The 18830-nt window shown below is 32.8% G+C and carries 23 protein-coding genes; 15 read left to right on the forward strand and 8 right to left on the reverse strand.

Going from position 1 to position 18830, the window contains the following annotated elements; genetic code table 11:
* Both QGM60_RS05200 and QGM60_RS05205 read right to left on the reverse strand, forming a co-directional pair.
* A complete protein-coding gene (locus QGM60_RS05200) occupies positions 1-486 on the reverse strand; it encodes a hypothetical protein (RefSeq protein WP_281139164.1) in 486 nt (161 codons plus the stop codon).
* 52 nt (positions 487-538) lie between these two features.
* Complete coding sequence (locus QGM60_RS05205) at positions 539-1681, reverse strand: methionine aminotransferase (RefSeq protein ID WP_281139165.1); 1143 nt, start codon at positions 1679-1681, stop codon at positions 539-541.
* A gap of 43 nt (positions 1682-1724) precedes the next feature.
* On the opposite strand from QGM60_RS05205, the gene QGM60_RS05210 reads away from it, so the two are divergent.
* Positions 1725-2495: a hypothetical protein gene (locus tag QGM60_RS05210; protein WP_281139166.1), complete on the forward strand. Its 771-nt coding sequence runs from the start codon at positions 1725-1727 to the stop codon at positions 2493-2495.
* A 127-nt stretch (positions 2496-2622) separates the two neighbouring features.
* Here the strand turns inward: QGM60_RS05210 and ahcY are convergent, their stop codons facing one another.
* Entirely contained in the window at positions 2623-3939 is a 1317-nt protein-coding gene (gene ahcY, locus QGM60_RS05215) for an adenosylhomocysteinase (protein WP_281139167.1), read from the reverse strand.
* Between the two features lie 127 nt (positions 3940-4066).
* On the opposite strand from ahcY, the gene QGM60_RS05220 reads away from it, so the two are divergent.
* The 8 genes from QGM60_RS05220 (at position 4067) to QGM60_RS05255 (ending at position 11380) form a co-directional block, all read left to right on the forward strand.
* Entirely contained in the window at positions 4067-4693 is a 627-nt protein-coding gene (locus QGM60_RS05220; protein WP_281139168.1) for a 4'-phosphopantetheinyl transferase family protein, read from the forward strand.
* Positions 4693-5415 (forward strand): geranylgeranylglyceryl/heptaprenylglyceryl phosphate synthase, encoded by a 723-nt coding sequence (locus QGM60_RS05225; protein WP_348634884.1) that lies wholly within the window; start codon positions 4693-4695, stop codon positions 5413-5415. Before QGM60_RS05220 ends, QGM60_RS05225 begins: the two co-directional genes overlap by 1 nt.
* A 3-nt stretch (positions 5416-5418) precedes the next feature.
* Positions 5419-5679, forward strand: coding sequence for a thiamine-binding protein (locus tag QGM60_RS05230; RefSeq protein WP_281139169.1), 261 nt, complete (start codon positions 5419-5421; stop codon positions 5677-5679).
* The gene (gene pnuC, locus QGM60_RS05235) at positions 5663-6295 is read left to right on the forward strand and encodes a nicotinamide riboside transporter PnuC (protein WP_281139170.1); all 633 of its coding nucleotides are present in this window, start codon (positions 5663-5665) and stop codon (positions 6293-6295) included. The genes QGM60_RS05230 and pnuC overlap by 17 nt, the downstream gene beginning before the upstream one ends.
* Positions 6256-6825, forward strand: coding sequence for an ATP-binding protein (locus tag QGM60_RS05240; RefSeq protein ID WP_281139171.1), 570 nt, complete (start codon positions 6256-6258; stop codon positions 6823-6825). The genes pnuC and QGM60_RS05240 overlap by 40 nt, the downstream gene beginning before the upstream one ends.
* Complete coding sequence (locus QGM60_RS05245; RefSeq protein WP_281139172.1) at positions 6822-8381, forward strand: DUF4301 family protein; 1560 nt, start codon at positions 6822-6824, stop codon at positions 8379-8381. The genes QGM60_RS05240 and QGM60_RS05245 overlap by 4 nt, the downstream gene beginning before the upstream one ends.
* Positions 8381-8785 carry an alternative ribosome rescue aminoacyl-tRNA hydrolase ArfB gene (gene arfB, locus QGM60_RS05250; RefSeq protein WP_281139173.1) on the forward strand — a complete coding sequence of 135 codons (405 nt, stop codon included), beginning with the start codon at positions 8381-8383 and terminating at the stop codon, positions 8783-8785. The genes QGM60_RS05245 and arfB overlap by 1 nt, the downstream gene beginning before the upstream one ends.
* Before the next feature lie 336 nt (positions 8786-9121).
* Positions 9122-11380: a TonB-dependent receptor gene (locus QGM60_RS05255; RefSeq protein WP_281139174.1), complete on the forward strand. Its 2259-nt coding sequence runs from the start codon at positions 9122-9124 to the stop codon at positions 11378-11380.
* Here QGM60_RS05255 and QGM60_RS05260 read toward each other — a convergent pair.
* Complete coding sequence (locus QGM60_RS05260; RefSeq protein WP_281139175.1) at positions 11377-11817, reverse strand: hypothetical protein; 441 nt, start codon at positions 11815-11817, stop codon at positions 11377-11379. The genes QGM60_RS05255 and QGM60_RS05260 overlap by 4 nt on opposite strands.
* A 165-nt stretch (positions 11818-11982) precedes the next feature.
* Here QGM60_RS05260 and greA point away from each other — a divergent pair, with 165 nt between their 5' ends.
* Entirely contained in the window at positions 11983-12456 is a 474-nt protein-coding gene (gene greA / locus QGM60_RS05265; RefSeq protein WP_281139176.1) for a transcription elongation factor GreA, read from the forward strand.
* Between the two features lie 107 nt (positions 12457-12563).
* Complete coding sequence (locus QGM60_RS05270; protein WP_281139177.1) at positions 12564-12956, forward strand: HIT family protein; 393 nt, start codon at positions 12564-12566, stop codon at positions 12954-12956.
* A gap of 9 nt (positions 12957-12965) precedes the next feature.
* Here QGM60_RS05270 and QGM60_RS05275 read toward each other — a convergent pair whose 3' ends face one another.
* Together QGM60_RS05275 and QGM60_RS05280 are read right to left on the reverse strand one after the other, a co-directional pair.
* Positions 12966-13322 carry a hypothetical protein gene (locus QGM60_RS05275; RefSeq protein ID WP_281139178.1) on the reverse strand — a complete coding sequence of 119 codons (357 nt, stop codon included), beginning with the start codon at positions 13320-13322 and terminating at the stop codon, positions 12966-12968.
* A gap of 9 nt (positions 13323-13331) precedes the next feature.
* Positions 13332-14486 carry a HAMP domain-containing sensor histidine kinase gene (locus QGM60_RS05280; RefSeq protein WP_281139179.1) on the reverse strand — a complete coding sequence of 385 codons (1155 nt, stop codon included), beginning with the start codon at positions 14484-14486 and terminating at the stop codon, positions 13332-13334.
* A 125-nt stretch (positions 14487-14611) separates the two neighbouring features.
* On the opposite strand from QGM60_RS05280, the gene QGM60_RS05285 reads away from it, so the two are divergent.
* The 3 genes from QGM60_RS05285 to aat all read left to right on the forward strand — a co-directional run bounded on the left by QGM60_RS05285 (position 14612) and on the right by aat (position 16787).
* Positions 14612-15481, forward strand: a complete 870-nt coding sequence (locus QGM60_RS05285; RefSeq protein WP_281139180.1) for a flavin reductase family protein — start codon at positions 14612-14614, stop codon at positions 15479-15481.
* Between the two features lie 44 nt (positions 15482-15525).
* The gene (locus QGM60_RS05290) at positions 15526-15903 is read left to right on the forward strand and encodes a DUF3127 domain-containing protein (RefSeq protein WP_281139181.1); all 378 of its coding nucleotides are present in this window, start codon (positions 15526-15528) and stop codon (positions 15901-15903) included.
* Between the two features lie 260 nt (positions 15904-16163).
* Positions 16164-16787: a leucyl/phenylalanyl-tRNA--protein transferase gene (gene aat / locus QGM60_RS05295; RefSeq protein WP_281139182.1), complete on the forward strand. Its 624-nt coding sequence runs from the start codon at positions 16164-16166 to the stop codon at positions 16785-16787.
* Here aat and QGM60_RS05300 read toward each other — a convergent pair.
* A complete protein-coding gene (locus QGM60_RS05300) occupies positions 16784-17347 on the reverse strand; it encodes a DNA-3-methyladenine glycosylase I (protein WP_281139183.1) in 564 nt (187 codons plus the stop codon). The genes aat and QGM60_RS05300 overlap by 4 nt on opposite strands.
* Before the next feature lie 79 nt (positions 17348-17426).
* On the opposite strand from QGM60_RS05300, the gene QGM60_RS05305 reads away from it, so the two are divergent.
* Complete coding sequence (locus QGM60_RS05305) at positions 17427-18044, forward strand: thioredoxin family protein (protein ID WP_281139184.1); 618 nt, start codon at positions 17427-17429, stop codon at positions 18042-18044.
* On the opposite strand, the gene QGM60_RS05310 is transcribed toward QGM60_RS05305, so the two are convergent.
* Positions 18041-18796, reverse strand: coding sequence for a hypothetical protein (locus tag QGM60_RS05310; RefSeq protein WP_281139185.1), 756 nt, complete (start codon positions 18794-18796; stop codon positions 18041-18043). The two genes, QGM60_RS05305 and QGM60_RS05310, sit on opposite strands and share 4 nt — an antisense overlap.
* Positions 18797-18830: the final 34 nt, after the last annotated feature.

Here is an 18830-nt window from a genome sequence, read left to right on the forward strand (position 1 = left end):
CTAGCCCTTTTTCACTTTCTTTTTTGCCTTTTCTACTTTTTCTTTTAGCTTTTCAATTTTTTCAAGCCACTTTTCTTCATCTTTTGGTGACAACTTACCCTTACCTTTTAACTTCTCGTATTTTGATTGAGACTTCTTTAAATCGGACTGAGATTTGTCTAAAGCTTTTTGAAGTTTCGCTTGTTTCTTCAATTTCTTTTCAGCTTTTTTTCTTGCTTGTTCGGCCTTCTTTAATGCTTTTTCTGCTTTTTTATTAGCTCTTTCTAGCTTTTCTGCTTCTCTTACCTTCGCCTCCTCTTTTAATTTTTCAGATGCTTCTTTTAAAATAGCCGTCTTCTCTTCTGGTTTTAAAGTTCCGGTAACTTCTTTTCCATCAACAAAAACCTTTTCCTTTTTAACTTCATAGGTTTTACCATCTTTTTCTATTTTTTGTGCGAATGATGTAAGTGAAAATCCTAGCAATAGGATTATAATGTGAAATTTCATAATTGTAGTTTTGTATTCATTTAGTCAGACACAGGAATGTACAAAAAGTAACTTAAATTTTGCATAAAATTTCGGAAGCTTTGACTAAAGTTTCATCAGTTTTAGCAAAACAAAAGCGTAACACCTTATCGTCTTTTCCTTGCTCATTAAATACCGACATCGGAATTGAAGCGATTTTGAATTCTTTGGTTAAACGCTTAGCAAAATCCACATCATGTTCGTCCGTAATTTCAGAATAATCTAGCACCTGAAAATAAGTACCTTTTGAAGGTGTAAATTTAAATCGAGATTCTGAGATTAGACTAAGAAACAAATCGCGTTTTTGTTGAAAAAAATCATTCAAACCTAAATATGTCTCAGCATCTTTCATGTAATCAGCAATACCTTTTTGCATGGGATGGTTTACAGAAAACACATTGAACTGATGCACTTTTCTAAACTCGTTCATTAAATCTTCTGGAGCGCAGCAGTAGCCTATCTTCCAGCCTGTATTATGAAATGTTTTACCAAATGAAGCTGTAATAAAACTTCGGGATTTTAAATCTGAAAACATACATATACTATTGTGCGATTCACCATCAAAAATGATATGTTCATAAACTTCATCACTCAATACAATAATATTAGTGTCTTTAGTTAATTTTTGAAGTTGTAACATATCGGCTTTAGACCAAACCGTTCCACTTGGATTGTGTGGAGTGTTGATGATGATCATCTTGGTTTTTAATGATATTTTTGAAGCGACTTCGTCCCAATTTACACTATAATTAGGAGCTGAAAGTTGTATCGAAATAGTTTTCCCTCCATTGACTTCAATAGCTGGTTGGTAACAATCATAAGCTGGCTTAAAAATGATGACTTCATCATTTTGCTTTACAAATGCTGAAATAATAGTATAAATCGCTTGTGTTGCGCCCGCAGTAACCGTAATTTCCGTGTCTGGATGATAGGTTGACTTATAAAGTAGATTGTATTTATTGGTTATAGCTAATCGTAAATCTAAATTTCCAGCCATAGGAGCATACTGATTGTAGCCATTTTTCATAGCTTCAAACACTAAACTATTTAACTTTTCTGAACTAGGATAATTTGGAAACCCTTGTGACAAATTAATAGCATTGTTTTCTTTAGCCAAGGCGCTCATTACCGTAAAAATGGTAGTGCCTACATTGGGTAGTTTGGATTGGTGTTGCATAGATTGAAATATACTAAATCTTAAAGTATTTCGTTTTGCTTTTATGAAAAAAACGATACTATTATTTTTATTTTCTTTTCTAATCGTTGGTTTTTCTAAAAGAGAAAAAAATACAAAAACTATTCATGTATATGTTGCTCTATGCGATAATGAAAACCAAGGTATTGTTCCTGTTCCAAGTAAGTTAGGAAATGGTCAAGACCCAAAAAACAATTTGTATTGGGGAGCGCTTTACGGAGTTAAAACTTATTTTAAAAACTCTAAAGATTGGACCTATGTTAAATCTATAAAAAGCGATAATCAAAAAATATTAGAACGGTTGTTATTCAAACATAAATCATCCAATACTTACTTATTAGCAGATGCTTATGATGGAAAACACATTAAGCAAACCACAATAGATTATATTGAAGCAACTGCTGGCAGAAACAGCTTTTCAATAACCTATAACTCAAGCAAACTTAATTTTGGTGGAGGCTCAGAACTATTGGCTTATGTTGGTCATGATGGACTGATGGATTTTAATGTTGAAGGTAATTTTTCACCTATCAACAAAGCTAAACGTGACGCTATAGTATTAGCATGTGCTAGCAAATCTTATTATAAAACCTATTTTAAAAAAACTAAAGTGAATCCTTTGGTGTGGACGACAGGGTTGATGGCACCAGAGGCTTATACACTTAAAGCTTCTATTGATGGATGGATTTTAAAGGAATCAGATGCTCAAATAGCTGAACGAGCTGCGCAAGCTTATCATAAATATCAAAAGTGTGGAATTAAAGGAGCCAGGAGATTATTGGTTACTGGTTTTTAACTTTTCGATACAATTTGCTCGTGCCTAAGAAATCACTCGAAGTGACGAATAAAAAATCCCAAACATTTCTGTTTGGGATTTAGTTTTATATGAGATGCTGAAACAAGTTCAGCATGACAAAATGATATTAATATCTGTAATGCTCAGGTTTAAAAGGGCCTTCAACTTCTACACCGATATATTTAGCTTGATCTGGTTTAAGCTCTGTAAGCTCTACACCAATTTTTTCTAAGTGTAATGCAGCTACTTTTTCATCTAAATGTTTAGGAAGCATATATACTTCGTTTTCATACTTATCAGAATGATTCCAAAGTTCTATTTGGGCTAACGTTTGGTTTGTAAAAGAGTTACTCATTACAAAACTTGGGTGACCAGTAGCACAACCTAAGTTTACTAAACGTCCTTCTGCTAAAACTATAATGTCATTACTATCAATAGTATATTTGTCTACTTGTGGTTTTATAGTATTCTTAGTATTACCGTAGTTTTCATTTAACCAAGCCATTTGTATTTCGTTATCAAAATGACCAATGTTACATACTATGGTTTTATCTTTCATTGCTTTAAAGTGCTCTGCACGTACAATGTCTTTGTTTCCAGTTGTAGTAATTACGATATCTGCATTACCAACAACAGTTTCTAATTTTTTAACTTCAAAACCGTCCATTGCAGCTTGTAACGCACAAATTGGGTCTATTTCAGTTACTGTTACGATACTTCCTGCACCTTTAAAAGAAGCAGCGGTACCTTTACCAACATCTCCGTAACCACAAACTACAACACGCTTTCCAGCTAACATCACGTCTGTTGCACGACGTATAGCATCTACAGCACTTTCGCGACAACCGTATTTATTATCAAATTTAGATTTTGTTACCGAGTCGTTTACGTTAATGGCAGGCATTGGTAACGTTCCGTTTTTAACACGCTCGTATAAACGGTGTACACCAGTTGTAGTTTCTTCAGATAAACCTTTAATACCAGACGCTAATTCTGGGTATTTATCTAAAACCATATTAGTTAAATCTCCACCATCATCTAAAATCATGTTTAATGGCTTACGATCTTCTCCAAAAAATAAAGTTTGCTCGATACACCAGTCAAACTCTTCTTCAGTCATATCTTTCCAAGCATAAACAGCAGTTCCAGCTTCAGCAATTGCAGCAGCAGCTTGATCTTGCGTAGAGAAAATATTACAGCTACTCCAAGTTACTTCTGCACCTAAAGCTTGTAATGTTTCAATTAAGACTGCAGTTTGAATAGTCATGTGTAAACAACCAGCAATACGTGCACCTTTTAAAGGTTGTTCGTTTTTATATTCTTCACGTAAGCTCATTAAACCTGGCATTTCTGCTTCGGCTAATTCAATTTCTTTTCTTCCCCAAGCCGCAAGCGACATGTCTTTTACCTTATTTGGTACGTAAGCAACTGTTTTTGTACTCATTTCTTTTCTTTCTTTTTTAAATTGTTTGCCTTTGGGTTTAGCCTTGAATTGGTTAAATTCGTCCACAAACAAATGCTAAATCTGCCTTAGGCGATGCAAAGATAATCAATAGCTTTTAGAATATTAAATGCCACTCTATAAATCCATTAGTGTAAATTCACAAACTACTGTTAAAATCTGGAAGATTGAAGAATCTTATGATGAGCTATTTGAACCTTTAGATTTAAAACCTCAAAGCTTGGATCGTGTTTTAGGCATGAAAAGTGAATTGCACCAACGTGGTTTTTTAAGTGTCAGGCATTTGCTTCGTGAGTTTGGTTATACAGACCAAGATTTGTTTTATGACGATAATGGAAAACCACATCTTAAAGATGGTAACCATATTTCTATAACACACAGTTTTACGTTCTCTGGTGTTATTGTTAGTGATAAGGAAGTCGGTATAGATATTGAAATGCAGCGCGATAAAATTGCAGTTATCGCGCATAAATTTGTGGACTATGAGTTTAATTATCTAGCTAAATCTGCTGACGACTACATTAATAAACTCACTGTAATTTGGGGAATTAAGGAATCTTTGTATAAGCTTTTTGCAACTCCAGGTATGTTATTTAAAGAACATTTTTTAGTGATTCCTTTTATGCTGAATGATGGTAATACGGTTGCTTGGATAGACTACAACAATAAAAAACACAGATACAATACTGCTTTTCTAGAATTTGAAGGTTTTACTTGTGCATACGTTACAGAATAATGAACATTTATAACCATATATTACAAGCTAAAGCTGATGGACATAAATTATTAGCTGTACTTATTGATCCTGATAAATTTGAACTTAAAAATGCTCTTCAATTTATAAAAAAGGTCAACACATCTATTATTACACATATTTTTGTAGGAGGAAGTACAGTAAACAAAAATAAAACACAGGAATTGGTTGAAGTAGTAAAAATGCTCACAGAATTGCCTGTAGTTTTATTTCCTGGCGATATAACTCAGATTTCTAAGGATGCTGATGCCATCTTATTTTTATCACTTTTATCAGGAAGAAATGCCGACTACTTAATTGAAAAGCAAGTGCAAGCAGTACCTTTGTTAGAAAACACCAATTTAGAAGTGATTTCTACAGGTTATATCTTAATTGAATCTGGAAAAGAAACCGCAGTACAACGCATTACAAAAACATTACCAATAGACAGAACAGATACTGAAAAAATAAAACATACAGCTAAAGCTGGCGAGTTGCTCGGTAATAAATTAATCTATTTAGAAGCTGGAAGTGGAGCGCAATATGAAATCCCTTTAGAAGTAATTTCTTCAGTAAAAAACACTATAAATATCCCATTAATTGTAGGTGGAGGTATCAGAAACAAAACTCAAATAGAAAATGCTTTTTTAGCAGGTGCAGACCTTGTGGTCATTGGAACCGCCTTTGAAGAAGATGACCATTTTTTCGAACATTTAATATCCTAAATTATGCAAATATCAGTAGACTTAACCTTATCACCATTACAAGACGATTACGAAGCACATATCATAGATTTTATTAAAACATTACGCGCTTCAAAATTTACAATTTTGGAAAATCCATTAAGTACACAAGTCTATGGTGAGTTTGACGAAGTGATGCCATTTCTTAACGACGCTATTAAAGCTTCTTTTGAAAATGCAGATATCAGTTTACTTACTATGAAAATAGTAAAAACAAACCGAAGCGATTATGAACCACATTTTTGATTTCTTTTTTTCGCAATATTCAGAATATGCAACAATTGATATTATTTTAGAAATCGTTGCGGTAATATTCGGATTTCTATCCGTTTGGTATTCCAAACAAAATAAAATTCTTGTATTTCCAACAGGAATGATTAGTACATTAATTTTTGTTTATCTGTTGCTCAAATGGGAACTTCTAGGTGACATGATGATAAACGCCTATTATTTTGCTATGAGCGTTTATGGTTGGTATGTTTGGACTCGTAAAGTTGATGAAACCCACGTTACTCCTATTTCTAAAACTACTTCAAAAGAAAAAAAATTATCTGCTGGGATATTTTTAGCTACAATTGCTTTTGTATTTTTAGTGTACAAAACCTTTGATAAATGGAACGGTTGGGTAGCTTATGTAGACACTATTACTACTGCTATTTTCTTTGTTGGTATGTGGCTTATGGCACGTCGAAAATTAGAAAACTGGACCTTTTGGATTATAGGTGATATTATCTCTTTACCTTTATATTTCTATAAAGGATTTACATTTACTAGCTTCCAGTACTTAGGATTTACTGTGATAGCAATATTTGGTTACATAGCATGGAAGAAAAGCTTAAACAACAACCTGCAAACTGCATAAAAGTCGTTTTATTTGGCCCTGAATCCACAGGAAAAACTACACTTTCTAGACAATTAGCAAGACATTACAACTCGGTTTGGGTACCAGAATACGCTAGAGAATATCTTCAAAACAAGTGGAACAATGAACGCAAAACCTGCGAACCAAAAGATCTTCTTCCTATAGCAATCGGACAAATAAAATTAGAAAATGAGTTAGCCAAAAAAACAGATTCTGTTTTAATTTGCGATACAGACATCCTTGAAACTAAAGTCTATAGCGAAGCATATTATTCAGGAACCTGTGACCCGATTTTAGAAGCACATGCTCTAAAAAACACCTACGATCTCTATTTTTTAACCTATATTGACACGCCTTGGGAACCAGACGATTTGCGTGACAAACCCAATGAAAGAGAACGTATGTTCAAAGCCTTTGAAGATGCTCTAATAAAATATAAAAGACCTTATGTTTTATTAAAAGGAAGTAAGAAAGAACGGCTAGAATTGGCAGTTAAACATATTGATAAATTATTAGAAAAAAATACATGAGTTTTACAGAAAAAGACAAAAAACAAATTGAAAAAAAAGGTTTAACCATTAAAGATGTTAAGTCTCAAATTAACACCTTTAAAACAGGTATTCCTTTTACTAATATTTCTGAAGCCGCAACCATTGGTAATGGCATTACAAAACTCAACGAAACACTAATCAATCAATCTATATCCTATTTTGAGGATAAAAAAGAAGATATATCGTTATTAAAATTTGTTCCCGCTTCTGGCGCTGCCACTAGAATGTTCAAATTTCTTTTTCAATTTATTGAAGAATACGATCCTAAAGAGGAATCGATAAACTCATACATAAACAAACATAAGCTAAAAGACATGTCTTTGTTTTTAGTCGGTTTAGAAAAATTTCCTTTTTACAAGCAAGTCATTGCGCAATTATCTTCAAAATATATAAAGTATAACGAGCTTACAACTAGTGAAAAAGCTTGGCACTTTATCAATACCATGTTAGATCCAGAGCAATTGAATTTTGGTGACCAGCCAAAAGGATTATTACCTTTTCACGAATATAAGAACGATGTGATTTCAACAGCCTTTGAAGAACATTTATTTGAAAGTGCATTATATGGATCTAAAAACAATACCGCGAAATTACACTTTACAATTTCCGAACAGCATAAAGATACATTTGAAGAGGAATTTAAGCGCATAGAAGAAAAAGTTGAAAGCAAAACTGGTGTACAGTTTGAAATCTCGTTTTCTTATCAGCAAGAGTCTACAGATACAATTGCGGTAACTCCAAAAGATAAACCTTTTAGAAACGAAGATGGCAGCATACTATTCAGACCTTCTGGTCATGGTGCTTTGATTAAAAACCTCAACCAATTAGATGCTGATATCATTTTCGTTAAAAATATTGATAACGTTGTTGTCTACAAGTACAAAGACGAAGTAGCAAAATATAAAAAAGTCCTAGCTGGTATTCTTTTAGAGCTTCAAGAAAAAACATTCAAGCATCTTAGACAATTAGAGAATGATGATATATCTGAAGACGAACTAATAGAAATTGCTGAATTTTTAACCAGAGAACTAAGTGTTAAGATTTCTCACGAATTCGAAAAGTACTCTAATAAATATAAAATTGAATACCTACAAGAAAAATTAAACCGCCCTATAAGAGTTTGTGGTATGGTAAAAAATGAAGGTGAACCTGGAGGTGGTCCATTTTGGGTAAAAGATCAAAACTGGAATGAGTCATTACAAATTGTTGAGTCTGCTCAAATCAATTTAAAAGACAAATCACAGAAAAATATTCTAAAAAATTCGACTCACTTTAATCCTGTAGATTTAGTCTTAGGTGTTAAGAATTATAAAGGAGATAAATTTAATTTAGAAGATTATGTAGATCCTAAAGCAGCTTTTATTACTAATAAAACAAAAGCAGGAAAAGAGCTAAAAGCACTTGAACTACCTGGTCTTTGGAACGGAAGTATGGCGTATTGGAACACTGTTTTTGTTGAAGTACCAATCATTACTTTCAACCCTGTAAAAACCGTTAACGACTTACTAAAAGGGCCACATCAAATTAAAGACTAGTGGATATTGAGGCTTTAAAATCAGAATTGAGTTATAAGTATGTAAGAAGCTCTGGCAGTGGTGGCCAAAATGTAAATAAAGTAGCTTCAAAAGCAGAACTCTATTTTGATCTTAATAACTCTCAAGCTCTTGATGATGCAAAAAAACAAAAGTTAAAAGAAGCCTTATCCAACAGACTCAATAAAGAAGATATTCTCATACTAGCCTGTGACGAAAGTAGAAGTCAATTTAGGAATAAAGCGCTTGTAACACAACGCTTTTTAGAGTTGATTGAAGATGGTTTAAAGGAGGAAAAAGAACGAATTCCTACTAAAATACCAAAAGCTGTTAAGAAAAAAAGATTAGTCAACAAGCGTAAAAATGCTGAGAAAAAGGCAAATAGAAAACCGCCTGATATTGATTAAAAAAGTTTCCTCTTATACATACTGCTAGTCATTAATTGTTCTTATCTTTGCAGCGTTCTCAAAAAAGGGGTGCCAATAAGTGGCTGAGATCATACCCATTGAACCTAGAACAGATAATGCTGTTTAGGGACGAGCGACAAAATATCCGATGGATATTTTAGCGAGTGCAATTAGGTTATCAATTGGTTTTACTTCTGAATCTATGACTATACCTAAGTTATGCGCGCAAGATTCATAAGAAAATCAATAATTTCAAAATTGTATTAGCACGCTGATAATTAATTATTAACCAAGAATAATTACCTCTTTTTATTCGATTATAAAATTATAGTCGTAATGAAAAACTTATTCAACAATCTCTCTAAAACAAAACGACAGAGATTAACTTTTTTCATCATTTTATTTGGAATTTGTTCTACTTATGGACAAGAAAAACAACAAGACTCTACAAAAACCGAAAAGCTAGACGAAGTTTTAGTAAAAGCAGTTCGAGTAGATGCTAAATCTCCCATCACGCATTCCAATGTCACTAAAAAAGACATTGAAAAGCGTAATCTAGGACAAGATATTCCTATTTTACTTAATTATTTACCTTCTGTTGTTACCACTACAGATGCTGGTGCAGGTGTAGGGTATACAGGTATTAGAGTTCGTGGTATAAGTTCTCAATCTACAAACGTTACCATTAACGGTATTCCGTATAATGATGCTGAGTCCTTAGGAACTTTCTGGGTCAACCTTGGTGATTTTGCTTCTTCTGTAGAAAGTTTACAGTTACAAAGAGGAGTCGGGACTTCTACCAATGGTTCTGGGGCTTTTGGCGCCAGTATAAATGTACTTACCGATGCCGCTTCAAAAGAAGCTTCTGGTGAAATTTCAAATTCATTTGGTAGCTACAACACTAGGAAACATACCTTGAAGTATAGTACAGGATTAATGAATGATCACTTTGAAATTGCTGGTCGTCTTTCCAACATTGTTTCCGATGGTTATATAGACAGAGCATCGTCTGACTTAAAATCCTATTTTTTACAAGGCTCTTATGTTAATGATAACACTTTAATCAAAGCTGTGATTTTTGGAGGCAATGAGGTGACTTATCAATCTTGGAATGGCTTTGATCCTGCAGAAATTGAATCACTTGGCGCAAACCCAAATATTGACGAAAACAGACAATTCAATACGGCTGGCGCCTATTTTGATGAAAATAATGAACTTCAATTTTACGATAACGAAGTTGATGATTACAGCCAAGATCATTATCAATTACACTGGAACCAACGCTATAACAATAATTGGTCTACAACGGTTAGTTTAAATTACACCTACGGACGTGGCTTTTTTGAACAATACAGAGAAGACGAAGATTTTTCAGATTATGGTTTAAATGATATTACTATTGGTGATGGAACCGTAAATACTACAGACTTAATCCGTAGACGTTGGTTAGACAATGACTATTATGTAATCAATGCCAATGCTAACTATAAAAATGACAATTTAAATCTCCTTTTTGGTGGATCATTAAGTCATTATGATGGTGACCATTTTGGTGAAATCATTTGGGCACGATATGCAAGTCAGACCGAAATTAGAGATCGTTATTATGATGGTAATAGTTTAAAAAACGATATATCTAGTTTTGCAAAAGCAAATTACAGACTTAGTGAAAAATTCAGTCTATACGGTGATTTACAGTTACGCAACGTCACTTATAAAACATTTGGTAATACATCTGATTTGGTAGATTTTGAAGTGGATAAGAATTTCACATTTTTTAATCCAAAAGCAGGTGTCACTTACGATTTAAACAACTCAAACAGCTTCTATTTTTCTTATGCTAGAGCTAATAGAGAACCTAACAGAACAGAGTTTGAAGAGAATAATGATATTAAACCAGAACAGCTTAATGACTTTGAATTAGGCTGGAGACATAAAAAAGGAAACTTCTCATTTAATGCCAATGCTTATTACATGCTATATAATGAGCAGTTAGTACTTTCTGGTAGACTTGATGATGTTGGTAACCCAATACGAATCAATAGCGGAAAAAGTTATAGATTAGGTTTAGAGTTAGAAGCTATCATACCTGTGACTCCAATGTTAACATTGCAACCTAATATGACCTTAAGCTCTAATAAAAACAAGGAAACAGTAATTTCATATGATGGTGAACTACAAAATTTGGGAAAAACAGATATTTCATTCTCACCAGAATTAATCGCTGCCAATGCTATAGTGTTTCAACCTGTAAAAGATTTACAAATGGCTTTATTAAGCAAATATGTTGGAGACCAATATATGGGTAACACTGAAGCTGAAAGATCCAAGTTAGATAGTTATTTTATAAATGATTTTAATATTAGTTATACTTTGTCATTCCAAAGCGACGGTGAGTCTCAACCCGTTTTTGATTCTATTGTATTCACAGGTTTAGTGAATAATATTTTCAATGAAAAATATATCTCAAATGGCTATTACTACACTTATGATGATACGTGGTCAGACCCAAATGCTGTAACCACAATTGAAGGTGCTGGTTTTTACCCACAAGCTACAACTAACTTTTTATTAGGAGCTACATTAAAATTTTAGTTACCAGTAACTAAAAATGTATTGTTCCCTATATCCTCAACCCTGTATGGCTTAAGTGTACAGGGTTGTGTTATTTCTTCTGCATACTCGTAACCAGTAGATAAACTATACCTGTTTTCGTCTACACAGCCACAAGTTACTACCTCACCATCAAGAGAGCCCAGAGTTGAGCAAGAAACAGGCTCATGGTTAGGATCTGATGCATCCCAAGCGTATAACGTACTAGAATTTAAACGATGTAACCAAATGCCTCCATTTCCATAACCAGCAACATAAACACTACTTCCTGTAAAATTTAACTGATTAAATTGTGGCAAATTGGTATTAACCGTTAAATCCACATTAGTATTAAATAAGAAGTTACAGTTGTTAGTATTATCACTTTTACTACAGCTAATAACTACAGTAAGACAGAGTATTAGGGCTAATCTTTTCATTAAAAATTTTTAGTTCGCAAGTTACAATTATTTCAACTATACAGTAAATATTTGTATATTTGTGTTCTAATCTCGTTAGCACGGGATTTTTTATTTAATCCCGAATTTATTTCGGGATCTTTTTTGAAATAGCGCTAGAGATTACAACTATTAAACGTATGAATTATGAGTAAAGTATCTTACTACACTGCTGAAGGATTAAAAAAATTAAGAGAAGAACTAAACCATCTTAAAGATGTTGAACGTCCTAAAGCTTCACAAGCTATTGCAGAGGCGAGAGATAAAGGTGATTTAAGTGAAAATGCAGAATATGATGCTGCTAAAGAAGCTCAAGGCATGCTAGAGATGAAAATTTCTAAAATGGAAGAAACTTTAGCAAATGCTCGTGTTATTGATGAGTCTCAGTTAGACACTTCAAAAGTATTGGCATTATCTAAAGTGAAAATAAAAAACCAGACGAACGGTATGGAAATGACCTACACTTTGGTGGCTGAAAGTGAAGCAGATTTAGCAAATGGTAAAATCTCTGTAAACTCACCTATAGGCAAAGGTTTGTTAGGTAAATCCGTTGGTGATATTGCGGAAATTAAAGTACCTAATGGCACCATTAAGTTTGATATTTTAGAAATATCAAGATAACTTCAGTAGAAAAAAGAAAAACGAATAGAGATTCCTGTTTTATACTGATGTCATTTCAGTTGAAACAGGAATCTTTTTTTATCTTTATAATATAATTAATAATACCAATGGCTACAATCTTCACTAAAATCATAAATGGCGAAATTCCTTCATATAAAATTGCAGAAACAGAAGACTTTTTTGCCTTTTTAGATATTAACCCTAACTCCAAAGGTCATACACTTTGTATTCCCAAAAAGGAAGTGGATAAAATTTTTGATCTTGATGAAGACACTTACATGGGATTAATGAATTTTTCAAGACGAGTAGCACTTGCCGTTGAAAAGTCAATTCCATGTGAACGCGTTGGTATGTCTGTAATTGGTTTAGAAGTACCTCATGTTCACGTACATTTAATTCCACTTCATACTATGGAAAATGCGCGTTTTACATATAAAGAAAAATTAGAAAAAGACGAGTTTGAGGCTATAGCTCAAAAAATTTCGAGCAACTTTATATAATCCGTTTTTCTACTTAGAAAACACACCTGAAACGTATAAAACAATACCTGTTACCAAAAGAATATCAAAGATGATAAAAGCCCAGGCAAAGGGTTTTAATTTTATAGATTTTGATTGTGGCTGTATGCCTCTTTTGTGATAACTAACAACATTTTCAATATCGTCTGTCCACATCACAGGAAAAATCTTGGTATTACAATTATAGCATGTTATTTCACTAAAGATTTCTGGTGATACAAACTTGTAGAAAACATTTTCTTTTTGCTTTTGCTTAAAGACAATTTCCATACTATCGTTAGAGTAACATTCAGGACAATTGTTACTCAAACGTGCTTCTTTTAAAGTAAAATCATTGGTCGATAGCATGTTACAAATTTAAGACAAAACTTTTAAAGTAATTTGAATTGTTGTGCCTTTACCAATTTCGGACTCTAAAACTTTAATTTTTCCGTTATGGTAATCTTCAATTATCCGTTTAGCTAACGAGAGTCCAAGTCCCCAACCACGCTTCTTTGTAGTAAATCCGGGTTCAAATATTTTGGTAAATTGATTTTTGTGTATGCCTTTTCCCGTATCTGTAATTTTTATAAAAACCTGTTTTTCGACTTGAAAAAGTTCTACTTTTAAATCTCCTTTTCCTTTCATAGCATCGATAGCATTTTTAACTAAGTTTTCAATGGTCCAGCTGTAAAGCTGTTCGTTCAAATCAACAAAAATTTGATGCTCAGGAATAATTATTTCAAAATTTATAAGTTTTGAAGATCTTGATTTTAAATAATCATACGAATCTATTGTAGCTTCTACAATATCCATTTTTTCAAGAGTTGGTGCAGAACCTATTTTGCTAAAACGTTCGGTTATGGTTTTTAACCTATCGATATCCTTTTCAATTTCTTGAATATAATCTGGATTTACCTGCTCTGTTTTTAAGATTTCTGTCCAACCCACAAGCGAAGACAAAGGTGTTCCTATTTGATGTGCTGTTTCTTTAGCCATACCTGTCCAAAGTTTATTTTGGTCAGCCGTTTTAGCACTACGGTAAAAGAAATACACTACAGCTGCAAACAGAATAATTATTAAAAGTAATGCTAATGGGTAGTATTTTAGCTTATTGAGTAAAGGTGAATTGCCATAATAAAGCATTGAGAGTACCTTATTTTTATATTTGATTTCAATAGGCCTATTTTCTTTTTTAAATTTCTCTATTAATCCAACTAAATACAATGAATCTTTGGCCTTTTCTTCATCTATATTATTATAGTCAATGCTTCCATCGTCATTAACTTTTATCATAGGAGTAGTGGTATTACTTGTAATAATTTCAAGTGGTAACTCTCCAAAGTCATCATTTAGGTTTTTTGTAATGCTTATCTCTTTCTGAGCAAAAGACCAATTTCTCATTTTGCTACGCTCTTCAGCTTTAAAGTTTTGAAAGAAGATATAGGTATTCCAAAGAATAAGGGAAATAATGATAAATGAAGAAATAATAATAATCCAACGGACTACATTTCTATTAAAACTCAAGGTCATCGGTAAGTGCAATTACATTTTTTAAATATAATGTAAATATGTTGATATTATTGTTCTTAACTGACTGCAAAATACTTTTAATACCAATTGAATATTATTATTTTTGTTAAATATCCGTTGACTAAATGATTTCATTACATCCTAAAGACCTTACTACAGGTAAGTTGCACAGCTATTTATTAAGCGCTGTTGCACCAAGACCAATAGCATTTGCAAGCACTATAGATACAGAAGGTAATCCCAATTTATCACCTTTTAGTTTCTTTAATGTTTTTAGTGCTAATCCGCCAATTCTCATATTTTCTCCAGCAAGACGTGTTAGGAATAATACCACAAAGCATACCCTTAATAATGTAGAAGCTACAAAGGAAGTCGTTATTAATGTAGTGAATTATGACCTTGTTCAGCAAGCCTCATTATCTAGTACTGAGTACGGTGAAGGTGTTAATGAATTTGACAAAGCTGGTTTAACTATGCTAGAGTCAGATGAAGTGAAGCCTTTTAGAGTTTTGGAATCGCCTATTCAATTAGAATGTAAAGTCAATGATATTATAAAACTAGGCAACGAAGGTGGTGCTGGTAATTTGGTGATTTGTGAAGTTGTAAAACTACACCTGTCTAAAGACATCATGAATGATGATGAAACGGTAAATCAAGAAGCTTTAGATTTAGTGGCTAGAGCTGGTGGTAGTTACTACAGTAGAGCTAAAAAAGGCTTTTTCGAAATTCCTAAACCTATACAAACTTTAGGAATTGGTGTAGATAACATGCCCGAAGATGTTAAAAACAGTATGATTTTAACAGGAAATAATTTAGGTATGCTTGGTAATGTAGAAAAATTACCAAATCAAGAAGATGTAGATAAATTTATTAATGAAATAAGCGAGCGTTATCCTAATATTAAAAATGCTTCGCATAGAGAAAAGCATAAATTAGCAAAAAATTATTTAAGCTTTGGAGACGTAGAAAGTGCTTGGAAGTTATTACTTTCGTAGCCTCAAAAAATTAGATTATTTAAAATAAAATAGATTAAGCGAAAATGGAAGTACAAGGACGAATTAAGGTGATTGGTGAGACTCAAACCTTTGGAAACAATGGTTTTAGAAAAAGAGAAGTGGTTGTAACTACAGAAGAACAATATCCGCAGCACATTATGGTTGAGTTTGTTCAAGATAAAACAGATTTACTTAACAGCTACCAAGTTGGTCAACCAGTAAAAATAAATATTAACCTTAGAGGTAGAGAATGGGTAAACCCACAAGGAGAAACAAAATATTTTAACTCTATCCAAGGTTGGAGAATAGAAGCATTACAAGCTGAAGCAGGTAACGGAGATATGCCTCCTGTACCACCAACAGAAGCTTTTGAACCTGTAAATGATGTTAATGAGGACGATCATGATGATTTACCTTTTTAATTAAGATATCACAACATTAAAAAAGGCCTGTTTTTTTAAACAGGTCTTTTTTTGCTTTATAACAAAAAAGTCCCGATAGTTAAATCAGGACTTAATATTGTGGTTTTAGGTTTGACCTCTAGTAATAAACTTAAAAAAAAAGCAATGATGAACAAAAAAATTTATCACACAAAGGTCTAGTCAAATATCTACAAAAATCTCATACAAACAAAACACATTAGTTTATTTAACTGTAAAAAATGTTATAATTGTTGGTAATTATGATTATTCTTAATGAAAATACAGATTTCCCTGATGTTTCTCAGGCCACTTTTGAAGGCTTATTAGCCATTGGTGGCAACTTGTCTACCAAACGGCTGCTAAGCGCATATAAGAAAGGTATTTTCCCATGGTTCTCGGATGACGAACCTATTCTTTGGTGGTCACCAGATCCAAGATTTGTTTTGTTTCCAGAAGAGCTTCATGTATCAAAAACCATGAAACAACTCTTGAAAAAGAACCATTTTGAAGTCACAATAAATAAGGATTTTAAAAGTGTTATAGAACGTTGCTCTAAAACCAAACGTGTAGGGCAAGATGATACATGGATAACACAAGATATGATTGATGCTTACTTAAGACTACACCAACTAGGCTATGCAAAATCTATCGAAGTTTGGCAAAACGACCAATTGGTTGGCGGACTTTATGGTATAGACCTAGGCAACAATGTGTTTTGTGGAGAAAGTATGTTTACTAAAGTAAGTAATGCTAGTAAAGTTGGTTTTATAACTTTTGTTCAAAACTCTAATTATAGATTGATAGACTGCCAGTTGCATACCAACCATTTAGAAAGCCTGGGAGCTAGAAATATTTCTAGGACGGAATTTGTTGAATATCTTTAAACCTCATCATACCTGAAGCACGAAACTTCATGGTCATTTACCATACCTGTAGCTTGCATATGCGCATAGATTACAGTAGTACCCACAAACTTAAAACCTCGTTTTTTCAAATCTTTACTTATAGCGTCGCTTAAAGGAGTATTACCTGGAGCTTCTTTATAATCAGTAATGCTATTTTTTATAGGTTTTCCATCTACAAAACCCCAAATATATTTTGAAAAAGATCCAAATTCGTCTTGAATTTCCATAAAGGCTTTCGCATTAGTTACAGTAGCATTTACTTTTAATTTATTTCTGATAATACCTTCATCTTGTAACAAAGCTTCTATTTTATCCTCCTTGTAATTAGCTATTTTTTTATAGTCAAATTTATCAAAAGCTTTTCTGAAATTTTCACGCTTCCTAAGTACGGTAATCCAACTTAAACCTGCTTGAAAAGTTTCAAGAATTAAAAATTCAAATAAGGTATCATCATCATATACCGGAACTCCCCATTCTTCATCATGATACGCTTCATAAAGCGGATCTCCAACGCACCAACCACATCTATGTTTTTCCATACTGTAAGGATTTTAATTTTGCACTACTAATGTAACAACTGTTTCACAATAAAACGTATTAGAATCCTATTTTTGCTATATGGAAACATTAGAATTAAACATGATAAATAATATCATTTCAGATAGCTTGAAAAACAGCATGTCTTACACAGCATACCGCAACCTTGTTAACGATTTAGTTGAACAAAAATCAACCACAGGAAACGAAAAAACTGAAGCTTTAGCGGAATATACTTTACTAAATGACCGACGCATGAAACGCTGGGATAAAACCATTAAAGTTTCTGAAGTAGCGAAAAGCAAGATTAAAAACTTCAATAAAAAAGTAACTTGGTTGGTTATTTCTGAAAGTTGGTGTGGAGATGCAGCACATATAACGCCTGTTATTAATAAAGTTGCAGAACTTAATGATAATATCGATTATAAAATTGTACTCCGAGATGACAATGACGCGCTAATGAATCAGTTTTTGACCAATGGTGGAAAGTCAATTCCTAAATTGATAATGATTGATAATACAACCAATGAGGTTATTAACACTTTTGGTCCAAGACCAACCGTAGCTACTAAAATGGTTACAGACTATAAAGCCGAGCACGGCAAATTAACTCCAGAGTTTAAAGAAGATCTGCAACGTTGGTACAATAAAGATAAGGGGCAATCAACGATTGAAGATTTAATTAAGCTTTTGGATTAATTCTTTCCTTTAAATAAAAACGTAATTGTTCCTATTTGGCTATTATTTGTAGAAGCATCAAATTGAACAGATTCTGCATATTCTATGGCATAATCAATAAGACATTGATTTTTGGAACTAGAAGACCCGTTAATACTGGTATCGTAAACATTGCCTGAACCATTAACCTTAATGTTTACAACAATTCTTCCACCAAATTCACATAGATAACGTGGCGTTTTGTAATATTCTAATGCTCTACCTTTTAAAGAATAGGTTAGCGTACTTTGGGATTTAGCATGTTCGTCTGCTATTTTCTTATTTTCTTTACGTTTATTTAATTCTTCCTGTAACTTTTTATAAGACTCTGTTTCTTCAGATTTGAGTGCATAAGCATTGCTATTAATGTAAGACTTATTTATGCTTGTTTCCTCTTGGAGAATCTCTTCTTCATTAAGCTTTTCTTCTTCAAGGGCTGTGGTAGTACGTTCAAAATCGTTTGAGCTAACGGTTTTAAAATTACGCATCATTTCCTTGTACTCTTGATCTTGATTAAAAGCTTTATCTGAAGTTTCACCTAATAATTCATCAAGTTTTTCAAGTTCTTCCTCCTTAATTTCTTGTTCTTCTGGTTCCGCAGATTCTAACTCGTAATAACTTTCTGCTATGAGTTTGCTTTTTTGTTTTAATTGAAAACTAAACAGAGCTAATACCACAATTCCTGTAAGTAGAAATGTGATAATTGCGGCTTTATGTTGGTCAATAAAATTCAATTCAATTCGTTTAGAGTCTATTACTATATACGTC

The organism is Winogradskyella sp. SYSU M77433 (assembly GCF_029911945.1).
Lineage (GTDB): Bacteria > Bacteroidota > Bacteroidia > Flavobacteriales > Flavobacteriaceae > Winogradskyella.